This is a genomic window from Brasilonema angustatum, assembly GCF_059505445.1.
Genome location: NZ_JCACKO010000148.1, coordinates 47,041 through 65,485 on the forward strand (window position 1 = coordinate 47,041; position 18,445 = coordinate 65,485).

16 protein-coding genes are annotated in these 18,445 nt (G+C 41.9%); 11 read left to right on the forward strand and 5 right to left on the reverse strand.

Features of this window, described 5'->3' with window-relative positions; all coding sequences use genetic code 11:
* Nucleotides 1-589 precede the first annotated feature (589 nt).
* The 6 genes from AC5JM2_RS30790 to AC5JM2_RS30815 all read left to right on the forward strand — a co-directional run bounded on the left by AC5JM2_RS30790 (nt 590) and on the right by AC5JM2_RS30815 (nt 9,031).
* The gene (locus AC5JM2_RS30790; protein ID WP_495839154.1) at nt 590-3,805 is read left to right on the forward strand and encodes a phosphorylase b kinase regulatory subunit alpha/beta; all 3,216 of its coding nucleotides are present in this window, start codon (nt 590-592) and stop codon (nt 3,803-3,805) included.
* A 741-nt stretch (nt 3,806-4,546) separates the two neighbouring features.
* Nucleotides 4,547-5,104, forward strand: coding sequence for a phosphate-starvation-inducible PsiE family protein (locus AC5JM2_RS30795; protein WP_495839156.1), 558 nt, complete (start codon nt 4,547-4,549; stop codon nt 5,102-5,104).
* A gap of 371 nt (nt 5,105-5,475) precedes the next feature.
* Nucleotides 5,476-5,880, forward strand: coding sequence for a hypothetical protein (locus tag AC5JM2_RS30800; protein ID WP_495839158.1), 405 nt, complete (start codon nt 5,476-5,478; stop codon nt 5,878-5,880).
* Nucleotides 5,880-6,257 carry an HNH endonuclease gene (locus AC5JM2_RS30805; RefSeq protein ID WP_495839160.1) on the forward strand — a complete coding sequence of 126 codons (378 nt, stop codon included), beginning with the start codon at nt 5,880-5,882 and terminating at the stop codon, nt 6,255-6,257. Before AC5JM2_RS30800 ends, AC5JM2_RS30805 begins: the two co-directional genes overlap by 1 nt.
* Before the next feature lie 18 nt (nt 6,258-6,275).
* The gene (locus AC5JM2_RS30810) at nt 6,276-8,036 is read left to right on the forward strand and encodes a WD40 domain-containing protein (RefSeq protein ID WP_495839162.1); all 1,761 of its coding nucleotides are present in this window, start codon (nt 6,276-6,278) and stop codon (nt 8,034-8,036) included.
* Between the two features lie 143 nt (nt 8,037-8,179).
* The gene (locus AC5JM2_RS30815) at nt 8,180-9,031 is read left to right on the forward strand and encodes an Rpn family recombination-promoting nuclease/putative transposase (RefSeq protein ID WP_495839255.1); all 852 of its coding nucleotides are present in this window, start codon (nt 8,180-8,182) and stop codon (nt 9,029-9,031) included.
* Here AC5JM2_RS30815 and AC5JM2_RS30820 read toward each other — a convergent pair.
* A complete protein-coding gene (locus AC5JM2_RS30820; RefSeq protein WP_495839164.1) occupies nt 9,024-9,833 on the reverse strand; it encodes a sugar phosphate nucleotidyltransferase in 810 nt (269 codons plus the stop codon). The genes AC5JM2_RS30815 and AC5JM2_RS30820 overlap by 8 nt on opposite strands.
* Nucleotides 9,834-10,033: 200 nt before the next feature.
* Nucleotides 10,034-10,351, reverse strand: coding sequence for a YkvA family protein (locus tag AC5JM2_RS30825; RefSeq protein WP_495839166.1), 318 nt, complete (start codon nt 10,349-10,351; stop codon nt 10,034-10,036).
* Between the two features lie 218 nt (nt 10,352-10,569).
* On the opposite strand from AC5JM2_RS30825, the gene AC5JM2_RS30830 reads away from it, so the two are divergent.
* Both AC5JM2_RS30830 and AC5JM2_RS30835 read left to right on the forward strand, forming a co-directional pair.
* Nucleotides 10,570-11,352 carry a MotA/TolQ/ExbB proton channel family protein gene (locus AC5JM2_RS30830; RefSeq protein ID WP_495839167.1) on the forward strand — a complete coding sequence of 261 codons (783 nt, stop codon included), beginning with the start codon at nt 10,570-10,572 and terminating at the stop codon, nt 11,350-11,352.
* Nucleotides 11,353-11,389: 37 nt separating this feature from the next.
* Nucleotides 11,390-12,073, forward strand: coding sequence for an ExbD/TolR family protein (locus AC5JM2_RS30835; protein WP_495839169.1), 684 nt, complete (start codon nt 11,390-11,392; stop codon nt 12,071-12,073).
* A gap of 173 nt (nt 12,074-12,246) precedes the next feature.
* Here the strand turns inward: AC5JM2_RS30835 and psb29 are convergent, their stop codons facing one another.
* A complete protein-coding gene (psb29, locus tag AC5JM2_RS30840; RefSeq protein ID WP_495839171.1) occupies nt 12,247-12,954 on the reverse strand; it encodes a photosystem II biogenesis protein Psp29 in 708 nt (235 codons plus the stop codon).
* Between the two features lie 367 nt (nt 12,955-13,321).
* Here psb29 and AC5JM2_RS30845 point away from each other — a divergent pair, with 367 nt between their 5' ends.
* The gene (locus tag AC5JM2_RS30845; protein WP_495839257.1) at nt 13,322-13,918 is read left to right on the forward strand and encodes a chromophore lyase CpcT/CpeT; all 597 of its coding nucleotides are present in this window, start codon (nt 13,322-13,324) and stop codon (nt 13,916-13,918) included.
* Nucleotides 13,919-14,097: 179 nt separating this feature from the next.
* Here the strand turns inward: AC5JM2_RS30845 and AC5JM2_RS30850 are convergent, their stop codons facing one another.
* Nucleotides 14,098-14,466 (reverse strand): STAS domain-containing protein, encoded by a 369-nt coding sequence (locus AC5JM2_RS30850; RefSeq protein WP_495839259.1) that lies wholly within the window; start codon nt 14,464-14,466, stop codon nt 14,098-14,100.
* Nucleotides 14,467-14,822: 356 nt separating this feature from the next.
* A complete protein-coding gene (gene hemF / locus AC5JM2_RS30855; RefSeq protein WP_495839173.1) occupies nt 14,823-15,872 on the reverse strand; it encodes an oxygen-dependent coproporphyrinogen oxidase in 1,050 nt (349 codons plus the stop codon).
* A 751-nt stretch (nt 15,873-16,623) separates the two neighbouring features.
* Between hemF and AC5JM2_RS30860 the strand changes: the two genes are divergently transcribed.
* Nucleotides 16,624-17,148 carry an SRPBCC family protein gene (locus tag AC5JM2_RS30860; RefSeq protein WP_495839175.1) on the forward strand — a complete coding sequence of 175 codons (525 nt, stop codon included), beginning with the start codon at nt 16,624-16,626 and terminating at the stop codon, nt 17,146-17,148.
* A gap of 171 nt (nt 17,149-17,319) precedes the next feature.
* Nucleotides 17,320-18,390 carry an Mrp/NBP35 family ATP-binding protein gene (locus tag AC5JM2_RS30865; protein ID WP_495839177.1) on the forward strand — a complete coding sequence of 357 codons (1,071 nt, stop codon included), beginning with the start codon at nt 17,320-17,322 and terminating at the stop codon, nt 18,388-18,390.
* Nucleotides 18,391-18,445 lie beyond the last annotated feature (55 nt).

Here is an 18,445-nt window from a genome sequence, read left to right on the forward strand (position 1 = left end):
ACAAAGTAGAGACGCTTAACGCTTAAGAAGCAATAAAAGTGTACCTAGCTTCGTCAAAAATCAAATACGAGTCCTATAGTTCTTATACAACTATCCTTCCAAGTGAGCCATCGGCATATAACTCCGTTGGTATCAATTCAGTCTTGCCGTTGACTTTTAACTTGGAAGTAAACAAATTTTACTATTGGAGAATTCTTTTGGTTATTAGGTATAAGCAGAAACGCACTCATTCTGAAAAAAGAATAATTAAAGATGTTTTTTCTGTTTTGACAAACTACAATTTCTTAGCGAATTCCTGCGTAGAATGACTTTCCTGTAGAAGTTTCTTCTTATAGAGTATTAACAAAACCAATTTCAATCTCAAGAAAAAGTTACCTAGTTGCTGATAAAGATTTGAAAAAAAATGAGATTTAGAGTATCTTTCTTTAAGAATGGAAAAGCTAGTTTGTATCTTGATAGGAGACAAAAACTAATTTATCATTTCGAGCCACAAAACAAGTGCCTACTACAAAGGTAGTTTTGGCTTTGCTGACATAATTTACTTCACCGTCTCAGGGTTGCATTCCGGAAACAACGTAACAAATTAACTATGAAAACAGTCACTCAACTACTAGCTCGTCTTGAATGTTATTATCAGCAAATCAAGACAATTATCCTTGCCCGTCAAAACCCAATTACAGGTTTGCTACCAGCAAGCACAGCGATAACTGCCCACGGAGATTACACTGATGCTTGGGTACGTGATAACGTTTACAGCATTCTGGCAGTTTGGGGGTTGGCGATCGCCTACCGCAAAGTTGATGATGACAAGGGACGCAGATATGAGCTAGAACACAGCGTCGTTAAGTTGATGCGGGGTTTGTTATTTGCTATGATGCGCCAAAGCGCTAAATTAGAGCAATTCAAGCACACTCAATCTTCGTTGGATGCTTTACATGCCAAGTACAACACTTCTACAGGTGATATTGTTGTTGGTGATGACGAATGGGGACATTTGCAATTAGATGCCACATCAATATATCTACTAATATTGGCGCAAATGACTGCTTCAGGATTGCAGATCATTTACACATTTGACGAAGTGAATTTTGTCCAAAATTTGGTTTACTATATTGGACGAGCGTACCGTACTCCAGATTTCGGTATTTGGGAACGAGGTAATAAAATTAATCATGGCAATGCGGAATTGAATGCCAGTTCTATAGGTATGGCAAAAGCTGCATTGGAAGCGATTAATGGTTTGGATTTATTTGGTGTATATGGTTGTCAAGCATCGGTGATTCATGCGCTGCCAGATGAAATTGCTCGTGCCAGGATTACGCTAGAATCTCTATTACCTAGAGAATCGTCTTCAAAAGAAATCGATGCCGCGTTGTTGAGCGTTATTGGTTTTCCAGCATTTGCTGTAGAAGATGTAGATCTGCGGGAACGTACCCACAACGATATTATCAATAAACTCGAAGGAAAATACGGCTGCAAGCGCTTCCTGCGTGATGGACACCAAACAGTTTTAGAAGACAAAAACCGCTTACACTACGAACCATTAGAACTCAAACAATTTGAGCAAATTGAGTGTGAATGGCCTTTATTTTTCACCTATTTATTTCTAGATGGTTTGTTTCGCGGTGAACAAGAACAAGTCAAATATTACCAAGAGCGTTTAGAATCTTTATTGATTGAGCGTGATGGTTTGCATCTAGTTCCAGAACTTTATTATCTCCCAGAAGAATCTATAGAGGCAGAGAAGTTAGCACCTCAAACTCAGCCGCGTTTACCTAACGAAAATGTTCCGCTGGTATGGGCACAGAGTTTGTATTTTCTTGGTCAAATGTTAAGTGAAGGATTGATAGCAGTTGGAGATATTGACCCTTTGGGAAGATATTTATGCGTAGGAAAAAACCAGCAAGCTGTCGTACAAATAGCTTTACTTGCACAAGATGAAGATTTACAAGCAAAACTGGCAGTTCATGGAATTGAGACACAAACACCCAAACAAGTCGAACCAATTCAGGTTCGACTTGCAGAGGATCTTTCAGCTATTTATACCCAAGTTGGACGCAACGATAAACTTGGTTTAACAGGACGTCCAGTGCGACGTTTGAGAAGTCTGACAACATCTAAGATTTTTCGTATTCGTGGGGAGACAGTTGTTTTTCTACCCTCGGTTTTGGACTCTCAAGTGTTTTACCTAACTCTTGATTATCATTTTCTGGTTTATCAAATCAGAAGTGAACTTGCTTACATCCAAAAATATTGGATTGATTTAGGGCGTCCTATCCTGACTTTAATGTTGACTCATACCATGTTAGAAACAGGTAGTGAGGCATTACTTGCTCTGATGCAAGAACTGAAAGAAGGCGTTTGTAACGGTGTACGGGTAAAATTGGGGCGTCTTAATCAGTTGATGTTGACTGCTGGAACACAACGGATTGATTTTCTTCAAGACGATTTTGAATATTCTCTATCTTCCATCAAAGATACTGCGCCTCGCTGCTCGTATCTGATTTACAATCCAGAAAGAAATTGGCCCTTAAAACATACTCAAGAATTTCAAATGGAGTGTGAAACAAACTTAGAATTGTTGCTCTCCTCTTTGCGTTCATCGGAAAATCTCTACGAGCAAATAGAATTATTGCAGACTTTGGTTCGTTTGGAAGGGTTAGAATTTGATACAGGCTTTGGCGGACCAGAAAATCCCGTAACTGTGGCAGATTTGCTGGATGAAGTTTACACTAAAGCAGGCGATTCCGGCATTTGGGCAGTTGTGCGTCGTGCAGCAGGGTTGCGACAAATGAGCGATATCGGCTTGTCGGACGTAGTGACAAGTATTGTGGTGCGGGGTAAGCAAATTGCTGTGGGTAAGTCTTACAGCGAAGATTCACTCATCACTATTCCTCTGTCGCACAGGGAAATTGTTGAGAAAATAAATGACTATTGTCGGGAAGATATAAGCGATCGCGTTCTGACTCAAGAAATTCTGATTTATCTGAGTGCTTTGATCAAGACAGAACCAGAACTGTTTAAAGGACTACTCACCCTCAGAATTGGTTTTATGATTCTGTTGATTACCAGCGAATTGGTGCAAGAGTTAAATCTTACTCAAGATGAGGCTTATGAACATCTAATGCAACTGTCACCTTCGGAAGTTCAAACACGAGTCCGTCAGGTATTATTTGAATACGTCAACTTAAGTCAGCTATTACGTCAGCAAGAATCTCTGCACCTCAAACAAAAAGAAAGTGACATAGATTGGGCTGTGGTACCAGCTTCAGGAGATGAAATAGATGTACCATCAGGTGGTTGGCGACGGTTCCGCCAAGCTGAGGGAGCAACAGGACGTGTTCCAAAAGACTTTTTTAAGCAGGTTTGGCTGGTGATGGAACATTGCAAAGGCTTGGTGATTGGCGATAAACTAGAACGCCGTAACCGTTTGGATAGCGAAGTTATTTTGTCAGAAATGACAGCAGGAGAAAAGAATTTTGCCTTGCAAGTAGAACATTTGCTAAATAAAATTGGATCTCCCGAGTACCGACAAGTTAATATTGAGGCGTTGACGGAATTAGCAGCAGTTGCATCCAACAACCCCAACTTACAAATTGAAGAATACATCGTCTTGGATGTGTTAATCGGTCACGCCGTGCGATTAGCATGGTTAGAAAGTCATCCGAAAAGGGGCGATCGCTATGATGAAGATAAAGCCAGTGCATGGCGATCGTTTTACAACACCTCTCCCAGAGACTGCGCCAGTTATATTGTCAAGGCGTTCAGGTTCTTGATAGAGTTTGGGCAATATATAGCAGCTTAAGTTTGAAGTGGGTATAGGGTGCGTTACCGCTGCGGTAACGCACCTTCTAAAAGCAAAAGCTGTGAATTAAAGACTCTCCCTTGAAATAAACAAAAATATGAGTCAACTAACAATAGAACAATTGGATTTACTCCAGAATGCTTTACGCCTTGCAGGGCAATTGTGAAACATATTACCTCAGCTACACTGACCAAATGCACCTGCGCAAGCCATAACATTAAGGGGATTAAACCCAAGTTTTGGTATAAAATAATTTATCAAAAAATATAAAAAATGTTTATTCCACCACACCTCTGTGAGGATGTTTGGAAAGTGTCGTCTTGTACCAAGATTTATCGGCGAGTTCCCTAAATCCTCGATGCTTTGGGAGCATTCCAATCTTGTGAACCTAATGCGAGCCGGAAAACTCGCGCTTAGTACACGAGCTTTCCGGCTCGCACTGCATTTAGGATGTTCCCGGATGCGGTTGGGAGGTAAAGGGAAATCTAAATGGTGTATTTGTTGACAACAATACTTCTCAAACATCCTGTTGTGAGATTGTGCCAGCTACATTTTAAAAGCTTTTCATGATTTTCTTACCTAAAGAAAATTACGAAAAAGATCGTTTGGGAATATTTTGCAAGCAATGGCAAATAATTTTTGTCCAAGGTTTGCCACTCACATAATTCTCAAAAAAACTCTAATTCTTGTTAATAACATTAGGTGGACTGACTAATTTACTCTGTAGTTGTGCCGGTGAAAATGAAAATACCAATACATAAGCGCCAGAAAAGCCAATATTTATTTCACAATCGCTGGATTGACAGACAACGAATTGTTCGCAACATGGAGGCTTTCCAAGACTTAATTGTGATTGTCCTGTGTTTGGGCTTGTTTGCCTACATGGTTATGCAACTGTGGGAGATATTTACCCAGCTTGCAGTGCCATTAAATCATCAACAAGTGACTGCAAAAATACTATTTTTGTTGATTTTGGTCGAATTATTCCGACTCCTAATGGTTTACTTGCAGGAGCATAGTATTGCTGTAGGAGTAGCAGTGGAGGTATCAATAGTATCTGTACTACGAGAAGTCATTGTTCACGGAGCACTGGAAATTTCTTGGGTTCAGGCTGCATCAATTTGTGGTTTACTGTTGATTCTGGGTGCGCTACTGCTAGTTTGTGCTAAGACACCACACATGGATTACATGATTAGTAAGACTAACCATAGCGCTCTTAACCACAGTGATGATGAGGAACAGGATAATGGAAATAAAATGTCACATTCAACTCAATATGAGGAGATTGTTCAGAGCTAGAAGCTATTTTTATTTAATTTTCTTGTCTACCTAGGAATGGATGCTCACGGTGATTGTTGTTAGAGTTTCTTGTAAATAAGTTGACATAATTCCAGACTATACTGCAAGGTATGTCTGGAATTTTCAAATTCATCTATGCCAAGCTTGGTAGAAGTGTAAAAAATAGTACTTTCAAATTCTGAATAAACACTCTTGGGTGAGGGAGTGAGGAAAGTGTTGGTTTCATCCATAACGGGTTGCTATCCTGAGCAGTGGAGCGCTTTAAACAAACTTTAAGAAGATTAGACAATATTTTATTGATTATTCCTGGACAGTAACAATTTGGTTGTTTAGGTTAGATGTAATATACTTAAGCATACGTAAGTCAAATAATGACAGATAATCAGAACGAAGAACTAAAAAATAAAGCAGAAGGTACAGCATTAGTAGCTGGAGGAACTATAGCCGGTGTTGGTGTATCCGCAGTCGTTGGCGGTATGGGATTAGTTGGAGGTTTCGGAGGCGTAGCAATTGGCATGGCTCCTGTGACTGCTGCTGGTGCAGTTGTTGGCACCGCTGCTTATGGAGCTAAGAAGGCAATAGAAGAGGGAGACGCCACAGCTATAGGTGCAGTCGCAGGAGGAGCAGCAGTTGGAGTCGGAGTTTCTGCTGTCGTTGGAGGTATGGGTTTAGCAGTTGGAGGAACTGCTGTCGCTATTGGTGCTGCGCCGGTTGTAGCAGCTGGTGCAGTAGTTGGACTAGCTGCTTATGGTTTGAAAAAGCTGTTTGATAAGTAATGACAAGACAGTCCCTCAATCCTGTCCAAAAATTAGTGCGTGGTGTTATTCGGGATTTGATTCATCAGGCTAACAGTGAAAAGGCTGATAAATCTAAAAAGCCAAAGGTGAAAAAGTCTGCTGCTACCAAATCCCTAGCTCAAGCAAAGCAAGATAGTAGTAAACGCTCCCGCCACATTCCCGCATCAGTTCGTGTGTCGGTTTTAGACAAAGACGATTATAAGTGCGTTTTTTGTGGTCGCAGTAGTCAGCAAGTGCAATTAGAAGTTGACCATATTGTACCTTTTTCCAAAGGTGGCAGTAATAACCTCAGCAACTTGCAAACGCTGTGTACAGATTGCAACCGTGGTAAAGAAGCGCGTTTGTTGAAAAAGTAAAGCTAAGGACAAAAACAAGTGACACACAACTCCACAACTGGTGCAGCATTTATTGCAGGAGGAACCATAGCAGGTGCTGGTGTTTCCACAACTGTAGGCGGGATGGGATTAGCCGGAGGATTTGGAGCAGTTGGAATTGGCGCAGTTCCTGTTGTTGGTGCTGGCGCTGTCGTAGGTGCAGCTGCTTATGGTGTTTTTAAGGCAATAGGAGAGGGAGATGCTGCTGCTTATGGTGCAATGGGAATTGGGGCAGTAGGCGGTGCTAGTGTTTCTGGGGTTGTTGGTGGTATGGGATTAGTCGCACCCAAAATAGGTTTAGCTTTTGGTATTGGCACAGTCTCTATGGCAGGAATTGGTGCTGTGGTTGGACTCGCCGCCTACGGTATTGCCAAGTTGCTAGACGAAACCGGAACAAGAGAAACACCAGCACAGGTTTTCGACAGGATGGAAGAGAAAATTTTGCAGATGGAAGCTTATTCTACAGCAGTGTTCGAGTTAGAGGCATTTTTGACTGGTGAGGATCTCAATCAAAAATTTGCCGCTCTGGAAGTTGAGGATGAGTTACAGATGCTCAAGAAAGAATTGCACAAAAAAGCTCAAACTTCTCCTCCTAAGATTGAAACAGAAGTTGTATCCCTCAAAGGAGTATCACCTGAAACTTGGAGATGTGTACACACTCTTAGGGGACATACAGCTGCAGTGAATGCGATCGCCATCAGTCCCGACAGCCAAACCCTAGCTAGTGGAAGCAATGACACAACAGTTCGTCTATGGAACTTAAAAACAGGAAAATGGCTTTACACTTTCGCGGGGCTTGAAGAGGCGGTTTTATCTGTTGCTATCAGTTCCGATAGTAAGACACTTGTCAGTGGGAGTGTTGCTTGCAAAATCAGCAGTTGGTATTTAGACACAAAAAAATTTCTCGGTACATTCTTTTGTTTGAACTCTCCCTACAGTCATACTGGCTTTGTTTACTCAGTAGCCTTCAGCCCTGACGGAAAAATCCTGGCAAGTGGTAGTGCTGATAAGACTATCAAAATTTGGGGACGATACACAAAAGAGGTAAAACGTACCTTGAATGGACACGACTACGCTGTTTTGTCTGTTGCTTTTAGTCCTAATTGCAAAATTCTTGCCAGTGGAAGTGCTGATAAAACTATCAGAATTTGGGATTTAAAAAATTGGGGGCAGCCTTATATTATCAGAGGACATTCAGGAGCAGTGAACACAGTTGCCATCAGTCCTGACAGTCAAACTCTAATTAGTGGTAGCACAGACACTACAATTAAACTGTGGAATCTCCACACTGGAGAATTGCTCCAAACTCTTAGCGGACACTCAGCTTCAGTTGTATCTCTTGCCATAAACCCAGATGAACAAACTCTTGCGAGTTGCAGCACAGACGGTATCATTAATATTTGGAATTTACGAACTGGGCAACTACTACAAACTCTTTCTGGATGCAGTCCCGTTGCGTTCAGTTATGATGGCAAGACGCTGGTAAGTGGTGAAAAAAGCGGCACCATCAAGATTTGGCGTCAAACCTCTGCCAGTAATGAATCGATACTTGAGTTTGTACCATCTGGAGAATGGTGGGAAGTTTTGGGTGTAGAAAAGACTGACAATCCAAAGGATGTAAAACGTGCTTACCTGAGATTAGCAAGGCTGTATCATCCTGATGTCAATAGCTCTACTAGTGCAAAAGCTGCAATGCAAGCAATTAACCGGGCTTATAGAGACTACCGCCAAAAAGTTAACGCTCTAAATTTTAGGGCTTAAAGTGACGCGCATTTGTCAATAAGCAATATTGCTTAAAAATTAGCATAAATCGGGGGGTAATCGGATGCACTGTTGTGGCGATCGCCTTTTTACCCATAACCTACTAAAATGAGTCATCGCCACAACAGTGCATCAACTCCCTCATACCAAAATCCGCTGACATCAGCACCAAAAAATTAATCAGCCTCGCACCTGATAACTGGGTAAAATGGGTAACACAACTTCCCGACATTACAGCCCAAGAAGTTCTCAACTCAGAATTCCAATGGATTAGCCGTGAAAGTGACGTATTAATCTGCGCCGAAAGTCCCCAATATGGGCAATTTCTCGTACTCAACGAGTTACAATTACGCTACAAGCCGGAAATGCCTAAACGGATGCGGGCATACGCTGCACTAGCAGAAGAGAAATTTGATTTGCCTACCTACCCGGTACTTATCAATATCCTTAAAGACAAAGAAGGTGACGCCGAAATTCCCACGCGCTATGAATCAGAATTTGCAGGTTTACTAGTCCGTCAAGACTACCGCGTAATAAATCTTTGGGAAGTCGATGTGGAAATAGCTTTTCAACAACCCGTGCTATCTTTGCTTCCCTTTGTACCAATCCTTAAGGGTGGCGCAGAAGAAAACACCATACAGCAAGCTTTGCAAATTCTCCGCGCAGACGAGCAATTGAATCAGTTAGAAACTGTTCTAGCATTTTTTGCTAGCTTCGTATTAGACAGTGCATTAGTTCAGCAAATCATGAGGTGGGATATGGCAGTGTTAAGCGAATCTCCCTGGTATCAGCAAATTTTGAGAGAAGGAGAAGCACGAGGACGGCGACAGGAGATGCTGTCTGGTATTGAACTAGGATTAGAGCTAAAATTCGGTAGCGAGGGACTGCAATTAATGCCAGAAATCTCTCAAATATCTAATTTAGAGAGATTAAAGGCAATTCAGCAAGCAATTAAAACTGTGAATAGTGTGGATGAATTAAAGCAAATCATCTAAGCTTATCTTCCTCACCAGCCAAAGCCGCAAATTGCCGCACAGCTCGTACTAAATCATCCGGTGTACCAATATCAAGGTAAGTACCATCGGCAAATACTTCTGCTTCTACATGAAAACCTTTATTAATGGCAGCTTGAATCACATCGCCAATCGGTATTTCTGGTCGCAGCGATAGGTTACTATTTACCTGAAGAGTCATAAGATACTCGTGCAAAAACAGTGTGAAAGCAGGTGTCCAAACTGCAATACCCCACATGTATCGCAAATCTGACTGGGGAGGTTTTTCAGTTATCAGCCGTACTTTACCTTGATCGTCAAAGTCAACCATACCTGCTTTGTGAGGTTTATCAGTTGGGAATAATCCTAAGACGACATCGGCGTTACTAACTTCAAGGCGTGTCAATATTCGTACGTAGGCATCTTTAGGCTGAAATAAAATATCAGGAAAACCCAAGGCTATGATCGCATCTTGAACAAAAGGATAAGCCTGATCTAAGGTGAAAGGTACACCATAAGACAAGCCCATAATGAGATAGCCCAAACTCATGGAAAGCATCGTGCCATCTCCAAAATATCCTGGTATATCCCACTTGCCAGAACGCAGTATAAAATATGCTTTATCAATGCCTGCTAGTTGCATTTTTTCTAGCAGATATTGAGAAACAACCTTGGGACGCCAGTTAGATTTAACACCAAAATCTTGAAAACCAATCGGATATAACTCTTTGCTAAGTGGTAAAGGAGAAATCCGGGTTGCTTGTCCACCAGCAGGTAGCAGTCCGATGATTTGGCGTTGAGTCATAGGTTATGAAAAATAAATTGTTAAAAATTGTCTATCCTCTATTTGGTAGATATTTTAACTACATAGCAACACACAATAGCACGCAACCTATAAATTAAATAATTAATAACTAAAAAAATATCCCCCTTCCTAAAAAGTGCATTTGTCAGCTGCGACAAATAAAAAGGAGGGGGTTGTCAGGTTTTCTAATGTGAAAAATTTTACTTGATAGAAACAGCGTCCACATCGATTGTATTCGCATTCGCGCTAGAGGTAGAATCCTGAGTATTACTAGCGACTTCAGCGTCAACCTGACCTTTACGCTGTTTAAAGCCTTCAATCATTAGCCCAGACACCTCAGTAACTAGCAGTGTCAATAGAAAGACATCATCAATTTCTCCTACAATCGGTAAGAAGTCTGGAACAACATCAATTGGACTGACAAAATAAAGCAGTGTTCCTAAAATTACCCACCAGCGGTATTTAGGGTTCCGAAGTACATTGCGATACCAAGTATAAAGTGATTGGATTGGATTCATAGATTTTTACCTTCAGTTACCTTTAATTTTGGCAAATTATCACTTACACTTCCTGTGGGAATAACCGCCCTACTTGGTCTGGAAGATGCTACTCGTAAGTTATTGCACTCATCTCAACTCTTGAATGGGAAACGATTATGATAGTTGTGCTTTAATCTCTAAAATAATCGCTGCTTCAGGACAATTGTACTACAAATGAAAGGAGGAAACCTACAACAGTGGATATCCTAGATTTGTTTAAAAAGGGCGGACCTGCAATGTGGCCATTGCTTGCTCTGTCGATTTTATCTTTAAGTGTGATTTTTGAGCGTTTGTGGTTCTGGTTACGAATTTTAAACCAGGAAAAGGAGATAGTTAATCGCGTTTTGGATGCTGCCCGTGTAGATTGGATGTCGGCTGCTGATATTGCAAGAGTTGCAACAAAGCAGCCCATCGGACGGTTTCTCTATGCACCTCTAAGTCTTCCCAAAAGTGATCTAGAAAGTTTCCGACTGGCGTTAGAAGCAACAGCAGAAGACGAATTGGCTGGAATGCGACGGGGCGAAAAACTCCTGGAGGTTGTGATTGCTCTTGCGCCCTTGTTAGGATTGTTAGGTACGGTTTTAGGGTTAATTCAATCTTTACGCTCTATTCGCATTGGTGATTTAGGAACCGAATCTACAGCCGGAGTTACCAATGGTATTGGGGAATCTTTGATTAGTACGGCAACAGGACTTATTGTTGCGATCGTTACTTTAGCATTCTACCGCTTATTTCAAGGCATAGTCGTTAACCAAGTGAAAATTTTCCGCAGGGCAGGCAATGATATGGAGTTGCTGTATCTCCAGTCTCCACCTGACTACACAAAGATGAGATCTGAAAATATAATACCACCTGTAACAATCATAGGGGATTCCATACCAGATAAGCTCAATTCTCCTCGAAAAAGAGGCAAATCCAAGTTTTCTGAAACACCTGAACCCTCCTCAGAGTCTGATTTGTCGGAACCGAAAGATAATTAACAAAAAAAGCCCCAAACTCAGGTAGAAGAGCAAGAAAATGAAAATTAACCTACAGACTCCAGTAGAAGAAGTCCAAATTCAAATTATTCCCTTAATAGATGTCGTTTTTTGTATACTGACATTTTTTCTTTTGGCAGCTTTGCAATTCACTCGCCAACAAGAAATTAGTATAAATTTACCTAAATCAGCTACCAGCACGCCATCTATTACTAATAAACCTAACGTAAATAGACCATTAGCAAATGCTCAACGGCAAATATTAACTTTGACGATCGACGCTATTGGTCAGACTTACGTAGAGAATGAGTTAGTCAAACGGGAACAGATCAAAGAAACTTTTAACAGATACCTTCAACAAACTCCCAACGCTATTTTGGCTTTGAGAGTCAGTCAAACAGCAACATACAATGATGTTATATCAATGATAGACTTGTGGCGACAAGTGGGAGGCGATCGCATATCTTTTGTTACAACATCATCTTTCTCTAATCAACCCACAACTTCGCCTCTACCCTCGTCTGGTTCTGCACCAGGAATACCATCTCTACCCAACACTTCACCCATCAATCCACAAACTAATCCCAACTTCAATCTTCCCACAATACCCAATCCATCTCAAATTAACCAAGGTGTAAGCCCAGTTAATCCAGGAACTTCTCCTGTATTACCTAAAGTACCAACAGCGCCTTCCGGACAAACCAATCCTACTCCTAAGAGGTAATGAGGAGCGAGGGGAAGTATTTTCTCTTTCTGCTTCCCCTGCACAAAAAGATAAGGGCTTTCATCCTCCCGCTTGCAGCCTGGTAAGGGATAAACGACCATTAATGATGAATTGTAAATCAGATGTCTAGCTTCATAATTCATCATTCTGTATTAAATAGTTACAACTTATAACTATTCGTTAGCCTTTGGCGGAGCAACTTTGGTATTTGATTGCTGAGCGCGCTGTTCCCGCTTTTTTCGATCAGCTAAAAGCATATCTGACATTACTGTCAAAGCTTGTGACATCTTATCTATATTAGAATAATAAATCTCTAAATCTTTATTGAGTTTGTCATCAGAGATATTCAAGCCATTGGCTATTGTTTTTAGTGCCTCATTGCGTTTTTTTTCATCCTTCACTAACTCTGGATCTGAGTATTCTAATAACGAGAATAAACCGATCCCAAACAAGCGGCTGTATTTAAATTTCGGATTGTTCGCTATTGCTTGTAAAGAGCCTTGAAAGTCAGCATCTCGATTGAGAGGAGTTTGTTGGCTTAACCACGCAGTCAGTTCTGAAGCGCTTATGTTTGTCGCTAATGCTTGCAAACGTTGAGCATCATGTTTGTAGCGTTGTGGATCTTCTTCTACAGCTTGAAGGAGCGCATTAAAAATAGACTCCTTATCCCGTTCTGGCAGATAGCCTTCCATGAAGCGGTCAAAAGCAGTGACGACGCCCAAGGCATAAATAGGATCGTAGCTATAATCAACATTTACTGACAGTAGGTGCATTTCCACCATTAATTCTTCCACTACCCGACGATAAATAGTGTTTATCGGACGGGTATGAAGGTTGTAGAAAGTTCGCTTAGTATCAGATACGGTACGGAGGTTATTCACAAAGCAAATTTCAAGGGCGACGTACTCTTATTGTCTCGCTTTAATGCCACTTTGCCAAGTTTGAGTTTTCTACTCTTCGGGGATGACCTGAGCCCTATGGCTAACGCCACGGCGGCTGCGCCATAGGACTCAGATCCCGTGCCTAACGGTCACGCTAGCCCCCTTAGGGGGCTAGCGCAAAAGTGCTCAGGACTCACTTAGGTCGGCAGGTCCTCCAAAGAAGCCTGTCTCAGCGAAAACTACAGTGCCAAAATTACTTTTATGGTGTGCAATTCTTTGATCACACAAGGTGTAAGCTGTAATCATAGCAACAATTCACAACATTTCACAACTAAATTGCTGGCATGGAATCGTGAACATGACACCTATGACTTTTCCAGCACAACTACTTTCCCTTGCTAATTATCTATCTGGTGAATTTGATAATCGAGAACAAGCTGTTGCAGAGCCTGTTTGGTACGTTCACCTTCGTTTGTGGCACAGACTTGTCCCTCTTTTTTCAGAAGACAGCGTTACCATATTTGCTGAACAAGCCAATATTGTCAACCTAGAGCGACCCTACCGCCAGCGGATTATGCGGATTTTGCAAGGAAGTGACCCTGATGTAGCTTTAAAAATCCAGTACTATATGATCAAAGACCCAAGTACTCTGATTGGTGCTGGTCAAAATCCTGCTTTACTCAACACATTGACACCCAATCATTTAGAGTTACTACCGGGCTGTGTGCTTAACCTTACCCAGGAGTTATTAGCCCCCAATAGTTATAAGTTCAACGCTACCCCACCTCCAGACACTTGTTGCTGCTTTAGTGTCGGTGGTAATATCATCCAAGTTTCCTTGGGCTTTGAGGTCAGTGATGATAAATTTCTCAGCTACGACAAAGGAATTGACCCCACGACTGGAAAAGCCACCTGGGGAGCACTTTTAGGTCCTTACTGCTATACAAAGAGAGAACAGTACTGAGTTGTGACGTGGAGATTCTTCTGTTGCTGATACCAAGTTGCATTCACCAAATAGTATTTAGAAATGGGGAAGTGTGGGAGTGTGGGAAAATATTCTTCCCTCCGTTGTTTCTTGTGTCCCTCCTTTGATCCTCATCCCACCTACTATCTTTGAATGCAACTGAGTACTAACTACCAATATTAGCTAGCAATACTACCAGATTCACTTTCTAAAGCCTCCTCCTCGGTTTCAAAGATTTCAAAAACTGTATCCATCATGGTGACTTCAAACACTAGTTTTGCTTCTGGATGCACATTACAAATGCGAAAACTGCCTTTAACTTTATCAGCATCGCGCATTCCAGCCACTAAAGAGGTCAGACCAGAACTATCTATGAAATTGATTTGACTGAGATTCACTACAAGATGACGACTGAGTTTGGAAATACACTCTTGCAACTTCAGACGAAATTGCCAAGCAGTAGTTATATCCAAGCGACCAGTCGGTGTTAAAACGGTAACACTGTTGCCCTCTTGGGTAGTATAAGTTTTTTGATCTATGTAATATATCACTGAACCTTCCCTTGACACTCCTCTATAAAGAGACTACGGTATAGTTTCGCCAAAACACATGGTCAAAGCCAAACCCTTGTTTTTGCGACTCTTTTCCTCCTTTTCACTACTGGAATAAGTTCCAGACTGAGTGAGGAACGCAAACCTGCAACAGGTTTATCTGATGCTGTAGCTTATGATTAAAAAGCTACAGCATTAACTGTCATATTTATTGCTAAGTGCTTCTCTTTAGTAGTCTAACTCACTAAAGAAGTGGTGAGTGGTGAGTGGTGAATACTGAGTGTAGAATTTTCGTATTTAGCCTCTCAAGGGAATTTAGAGTTGCAGATGATTAATACTTCACTTCTTGGAACTCATGATTTCGGACTACTTGGTATCCAGTTTACCCAGTCTTGAGGTTTGAGGAAGATTTCGTACAACTCGGCTTCAGGAGAGTTTGGTTCAGGTTGATAACCATATTCCCAGCGGACTAAGGGTGGTAGAGACATCAGAATTGACTCAGTGCGTCCGTTGGTTTGCAATCCAAAAATCGTGCCTCGATCATACACTAAGTTGAATTCTACATACCTTCCCCGGCGATACAGTTGAAAATTTCGTTCGCGATCGCCATATTCCATTTTGTGTCGCCTTTCGACAATTGGTACGTAAGCCGGTAAAAAGGCATCACCACATTCTTGTGCAAAAGCAAACAGTTCTTCCCAACTCCGTGGTTCTAGTGTACCGATTTGGTTACTGTAACTAGCTGCTGGACTATCATTCTCAGGACCCCGATACAAAGAACCCCGACCTTCTTGGTAATCAAAAAACAGTCCGCCAATACCCCGCGTTTCTCCACGGTGTTTTAGGTAGAAATATTCATCACACCAGCGTTTAAACACCGGGTAATATTCTGGGTGATGAGCATCACACGCTTGCTTGAGTGTTTTATGGAAATGGATTGCATCTTCGGCAAAGGGGTAATAAGGGGTTAAATCTACACCGCCACCGAACCACCACACTGGACCTGCCTCAAAATAGCGATAATTGAGGTGAACGGTTGGTACATAAGGACTACGTGGATGTAATACCATTGAGGTGCCTGTGGCATAAAAACCGTGCCCTGCTGCCTCTGGGCGCTGCGCTAAGATTGAAGGTGGTAGATGGGAACCCCAAACTTCCGAAAAACCGACCCCAGCTTGCTCAAATATTGCACCCTCACGCAGAATGCGCGATCGCCCTCCGCCTCCTTCTGGGCGTTCCCACGCATCTTCTTGAAATTTCCCCACACCATCCAGTTCTGCCAACGTTTGAGTAATTTTGTCTTGTAACTGTTTCATGAACCGACTGACTCTGGCTTTGGCGTCAGTTGGTAGAGTTTGAGTAGATTCTGCCCGCATTGTTGGGGTTTGGGAGTTGGTCATCATAGACTCAAGAACCGTTTATTACAATTTTGGTAAAAGCAAGAATTTTTCAACTGAAAATTTCTGAGCAACTGACACCAGAAAGCAGGCTAAAATTGCTCAATGAAAATATAGTCAAGCATTAATGACGACTGACGCACATGACTACAGATAGCTATTTTCCCTCAAATGGGTGTGTGCTTGTGCTTTTATTGATTTTTTTCAAGTTGTTTATGTTTATGTAAAGTTCTAGGATGAATACAACACTCTGGCAAATAAGTCTATAAGCACTTTCCACCTGAAAAATTTCAACTTCTATCCAAAGAAAAATTTCTGACCATATCCGCAGGGGGCGCTGATTGATATATATGAATAAAGTTGTTTTTTGCTGAGAGCATTTTTGCTCACAGCGTCACTAACCAAGCAGTTCAACAAGACCGCCCTATGTCGAATCTTCTTTTCGCTGCCGAAATCAACACGCTAGAGTGATAATCGAGTTATGAGCCAGGATTTGAAAATAATGCGCGATGTTTCCTAGCCTCAGACAACCCCCAAAGGCGAATGTACATTGATATTCCCGGACTCAAAGAGCATATTTATTAATGAAAGTTAATGAAAAAGTCTCAGTTACACTTCACTGATCAAATTAGCGTATATATGAAATGGCGACTTACTATGCCGAGGATAATTTTGAAAAAGTTTAATGCAAGGACTGAACGCAAATGTTGACCGTGCCAGAGTTACCACAAAAGGTGTAGGGAGGAGGAATAGGAAAATGCGAGCTTGGTTATCCAAATTCGTCCAGCGCAAACGTCGTCGGTTTTGCCTTTCTCTGGTGCGGACTTACCGAGAAATCAGTTCTGCTTCTGTGGATGAACTTTGGCAAAAAGTGGTTGATATAGCAGATGTTTCTTGGCATCCATTATTCAAAAGCACTAACGTTCCATATGGATTAGTACCCAAACCTGGACTCATCTATCAAGCGGTTACACGCTTGTCGCCAATTCCCATTCGCATTTTTGTAGAACGCGTCAATCCTAGGGAGTTACTCAGTGTCAGAGTACTAGCAATTCCTGGTGTAGAAGAACGGGTGACTTATAAAGTAGAATCTACTGTCTGTGGCACTTGTTTGTCATATTCTGTAACGCTACGTGGTTGGTTGTCGCCTTTAATTTGGTCTTTTTCTCGTCCCTACGCGGATCGCGTAGCACGAGCCCTAGTCCAAGCAGTTGAGGAAGCAACATTACAAGCGGTATCCAGAAAGCGAAAATCTCTCAAAGATGGTTGTTTTGATTGTTAGTCATGAGTCATAAGTCATGAACAAAAAGTGACTGACTTTTGACTCACCGACTACAGATAACTGCCTATTAACTTGAGATTACGAACGATGAAGAGTCGCTAAAAGTTAAGATTTTAGTAGATAACAAGACGTTTTGTTAAAAATTATTGCAATCAAAAGACTAAAAACATTATGTACGATGTCCTTGATACTCGTTCAGTCCTAAAAGTGTTGCAACCAGTGCAAGATCCAGAACTGCGTAAAAGTCTGGTAGATCTGAACATGATTCGCAACGTCAAAATTGAGGGAAGCAAGGTTAGCTTTACCTTGGTGTTAACAACTCCAGCCTGTCCTTTGCGTGAATTTATCGTAGAAGATTGCCAAAAAGCTGTGAAACAACTTCCAGGAGTCAAAGAAGTCTTTGTAGAGGTGACAGCCGAAACACCGCAACAGAAACCTTTAAGCGATCGCACTGGTATTGCTGGAGTTAAGAATATAATTGCAATTTCCAGTGGCAAAGGAGGCGTTGGCAAAAGTACGGTTGCTGTGAATGTCGCAGTTGCGTTGGCTCAAACTGGGGCGAAGGTTGGTTTGCTAGATGCTGATATCTATGGTCCTAACGATCCCACTATGCTAGGACTGGGTGAAGCCGAGATGATAGTGCGTTCAACAGACAAAGGCGAAATTCTGGAACCTGCTTTCAATTACGGCGTCAAATTAGTCTCAATGGGCTTTTTAATCGACCGGGATCAGCCAGTCATTTGGCGTGGACCAATGCTCAATGGAGTCATTCGCCAGTTTCTCTACCAAGTGGAATGGGGAGAAATAGACTATCTGATTGTAGATATGCCACCTGGAACAGGCGATGCTCAACTGACACTAGCCCAAGCAGTGCCAATGGTGGGAGCAGTCATTGTCACCACACCCCAAAATGTAGCACTGCTGGATTCTCGAAAGGGCTTGCGAATGTTCCAGCAGATGAATGTGCCCATCATAGGAATAGTAGAAAATATGAGCTATTTTATTCCACCAGATATGCCAGATAAGCAGTATGACATTTTTGGTTCCGGCGGTGGCTCCAAGACAGCCGCTGAGTTAGGAGTGCCGTTGCTGGGGTGCGTACCACTGGAGATTTCTACTAGAATTGGTGGTGACAAAGGTGTACCAGTGGTTATTGCCGAACCAGAATCCCCTAGTGCCCAGGCATTAAAGGCGATCGCCCTGACAATTGCTGGCAAAGTATCAGTTGCTGCTTTGACATAACCTGACAAAAAAATTCAAATTTTTGCCTGGTTGGAGTTGCTCAGGCTGGAATACA

Bases quoted from the DNA above. Each gene is read 5' to 3' on its own strand.
- AC5JM2_RS30865 (WP_495839177.1), top strand. From the start codon at position 17,320: ATGTACGATGTCCTTGATACTCGTTCAGTCCTAAAAGTGTTGCAACCA.
- AC5JM2_RS30835 (WP_495839169.1), top strand. From the start codon at position 11,390: ATGAAAATTAACCTACAGACTCCAGTAGAAGAAGTCCAAATTCAAATT.
- AC5JM2_RS30805 (WP_495839160.1), top strand. From the start codon at position 5,880: ATGACAAGACAGTCCCTCAATCCTGTCCAAAAATTAGTGCGTGGTGTT.
- AC5JM2_RS30825 (WP_495839166.1), bottom strand. From the start codon at position 10,351: ATGAATCCAATCCAATCACTTTATACTTGGTATCGCAATGTACTTCGG.
- hemF (WP_495839173.1), bottom strand. From the start codon at position 15,872: ATGATGACCAACTCCCAAACCCCAACAATGCGGGCAGAATCTACTCAA.
- AC5JM2_RS30795 (WP_495839156.1), top strand. From the start codon at position 4,547: ATGAAAATACCAATACATAAGCGCCAGAAAAGCCAATATTTATTTCAC.
- AC5JM2_RS30860 (WP_495839175.1), top strand. From the start codon at position 16,624: ATGCGAGCTTGGTTATCCAAATTCGTCCAGCGCAAACGTCGTCGGTTT.
- AC5JM2_RS30845 (WP_495839257.1), top strand. From the start codon at position 13,322: ATGACTTTTCCAGCACAACTACTTTCCCTTGCTAATTATCTATCTGGT.
- AC5JM2_RS30800 (WP_495839158.1), top strand. From the start codon at position 5,476: ATGACAGATAATCAGAACGAAGAACTAAAAAATAAAGCAGAAGGTACA.
- AC5JM2_RS30790 (WP_495839154.1), top strand. From the start codon at position 590: ATGAAAACAGTCACTCAACTACTAGCTCGTCTTGAATGTTATTATCAG.
- AC5JM2_RS30820 (WP_495839164.1), bottom strand. From the start codon at position 9,833: ATGACTCAACGCCAAATCATCGGACTGCTACCTGCTGGTGGACAAGCA.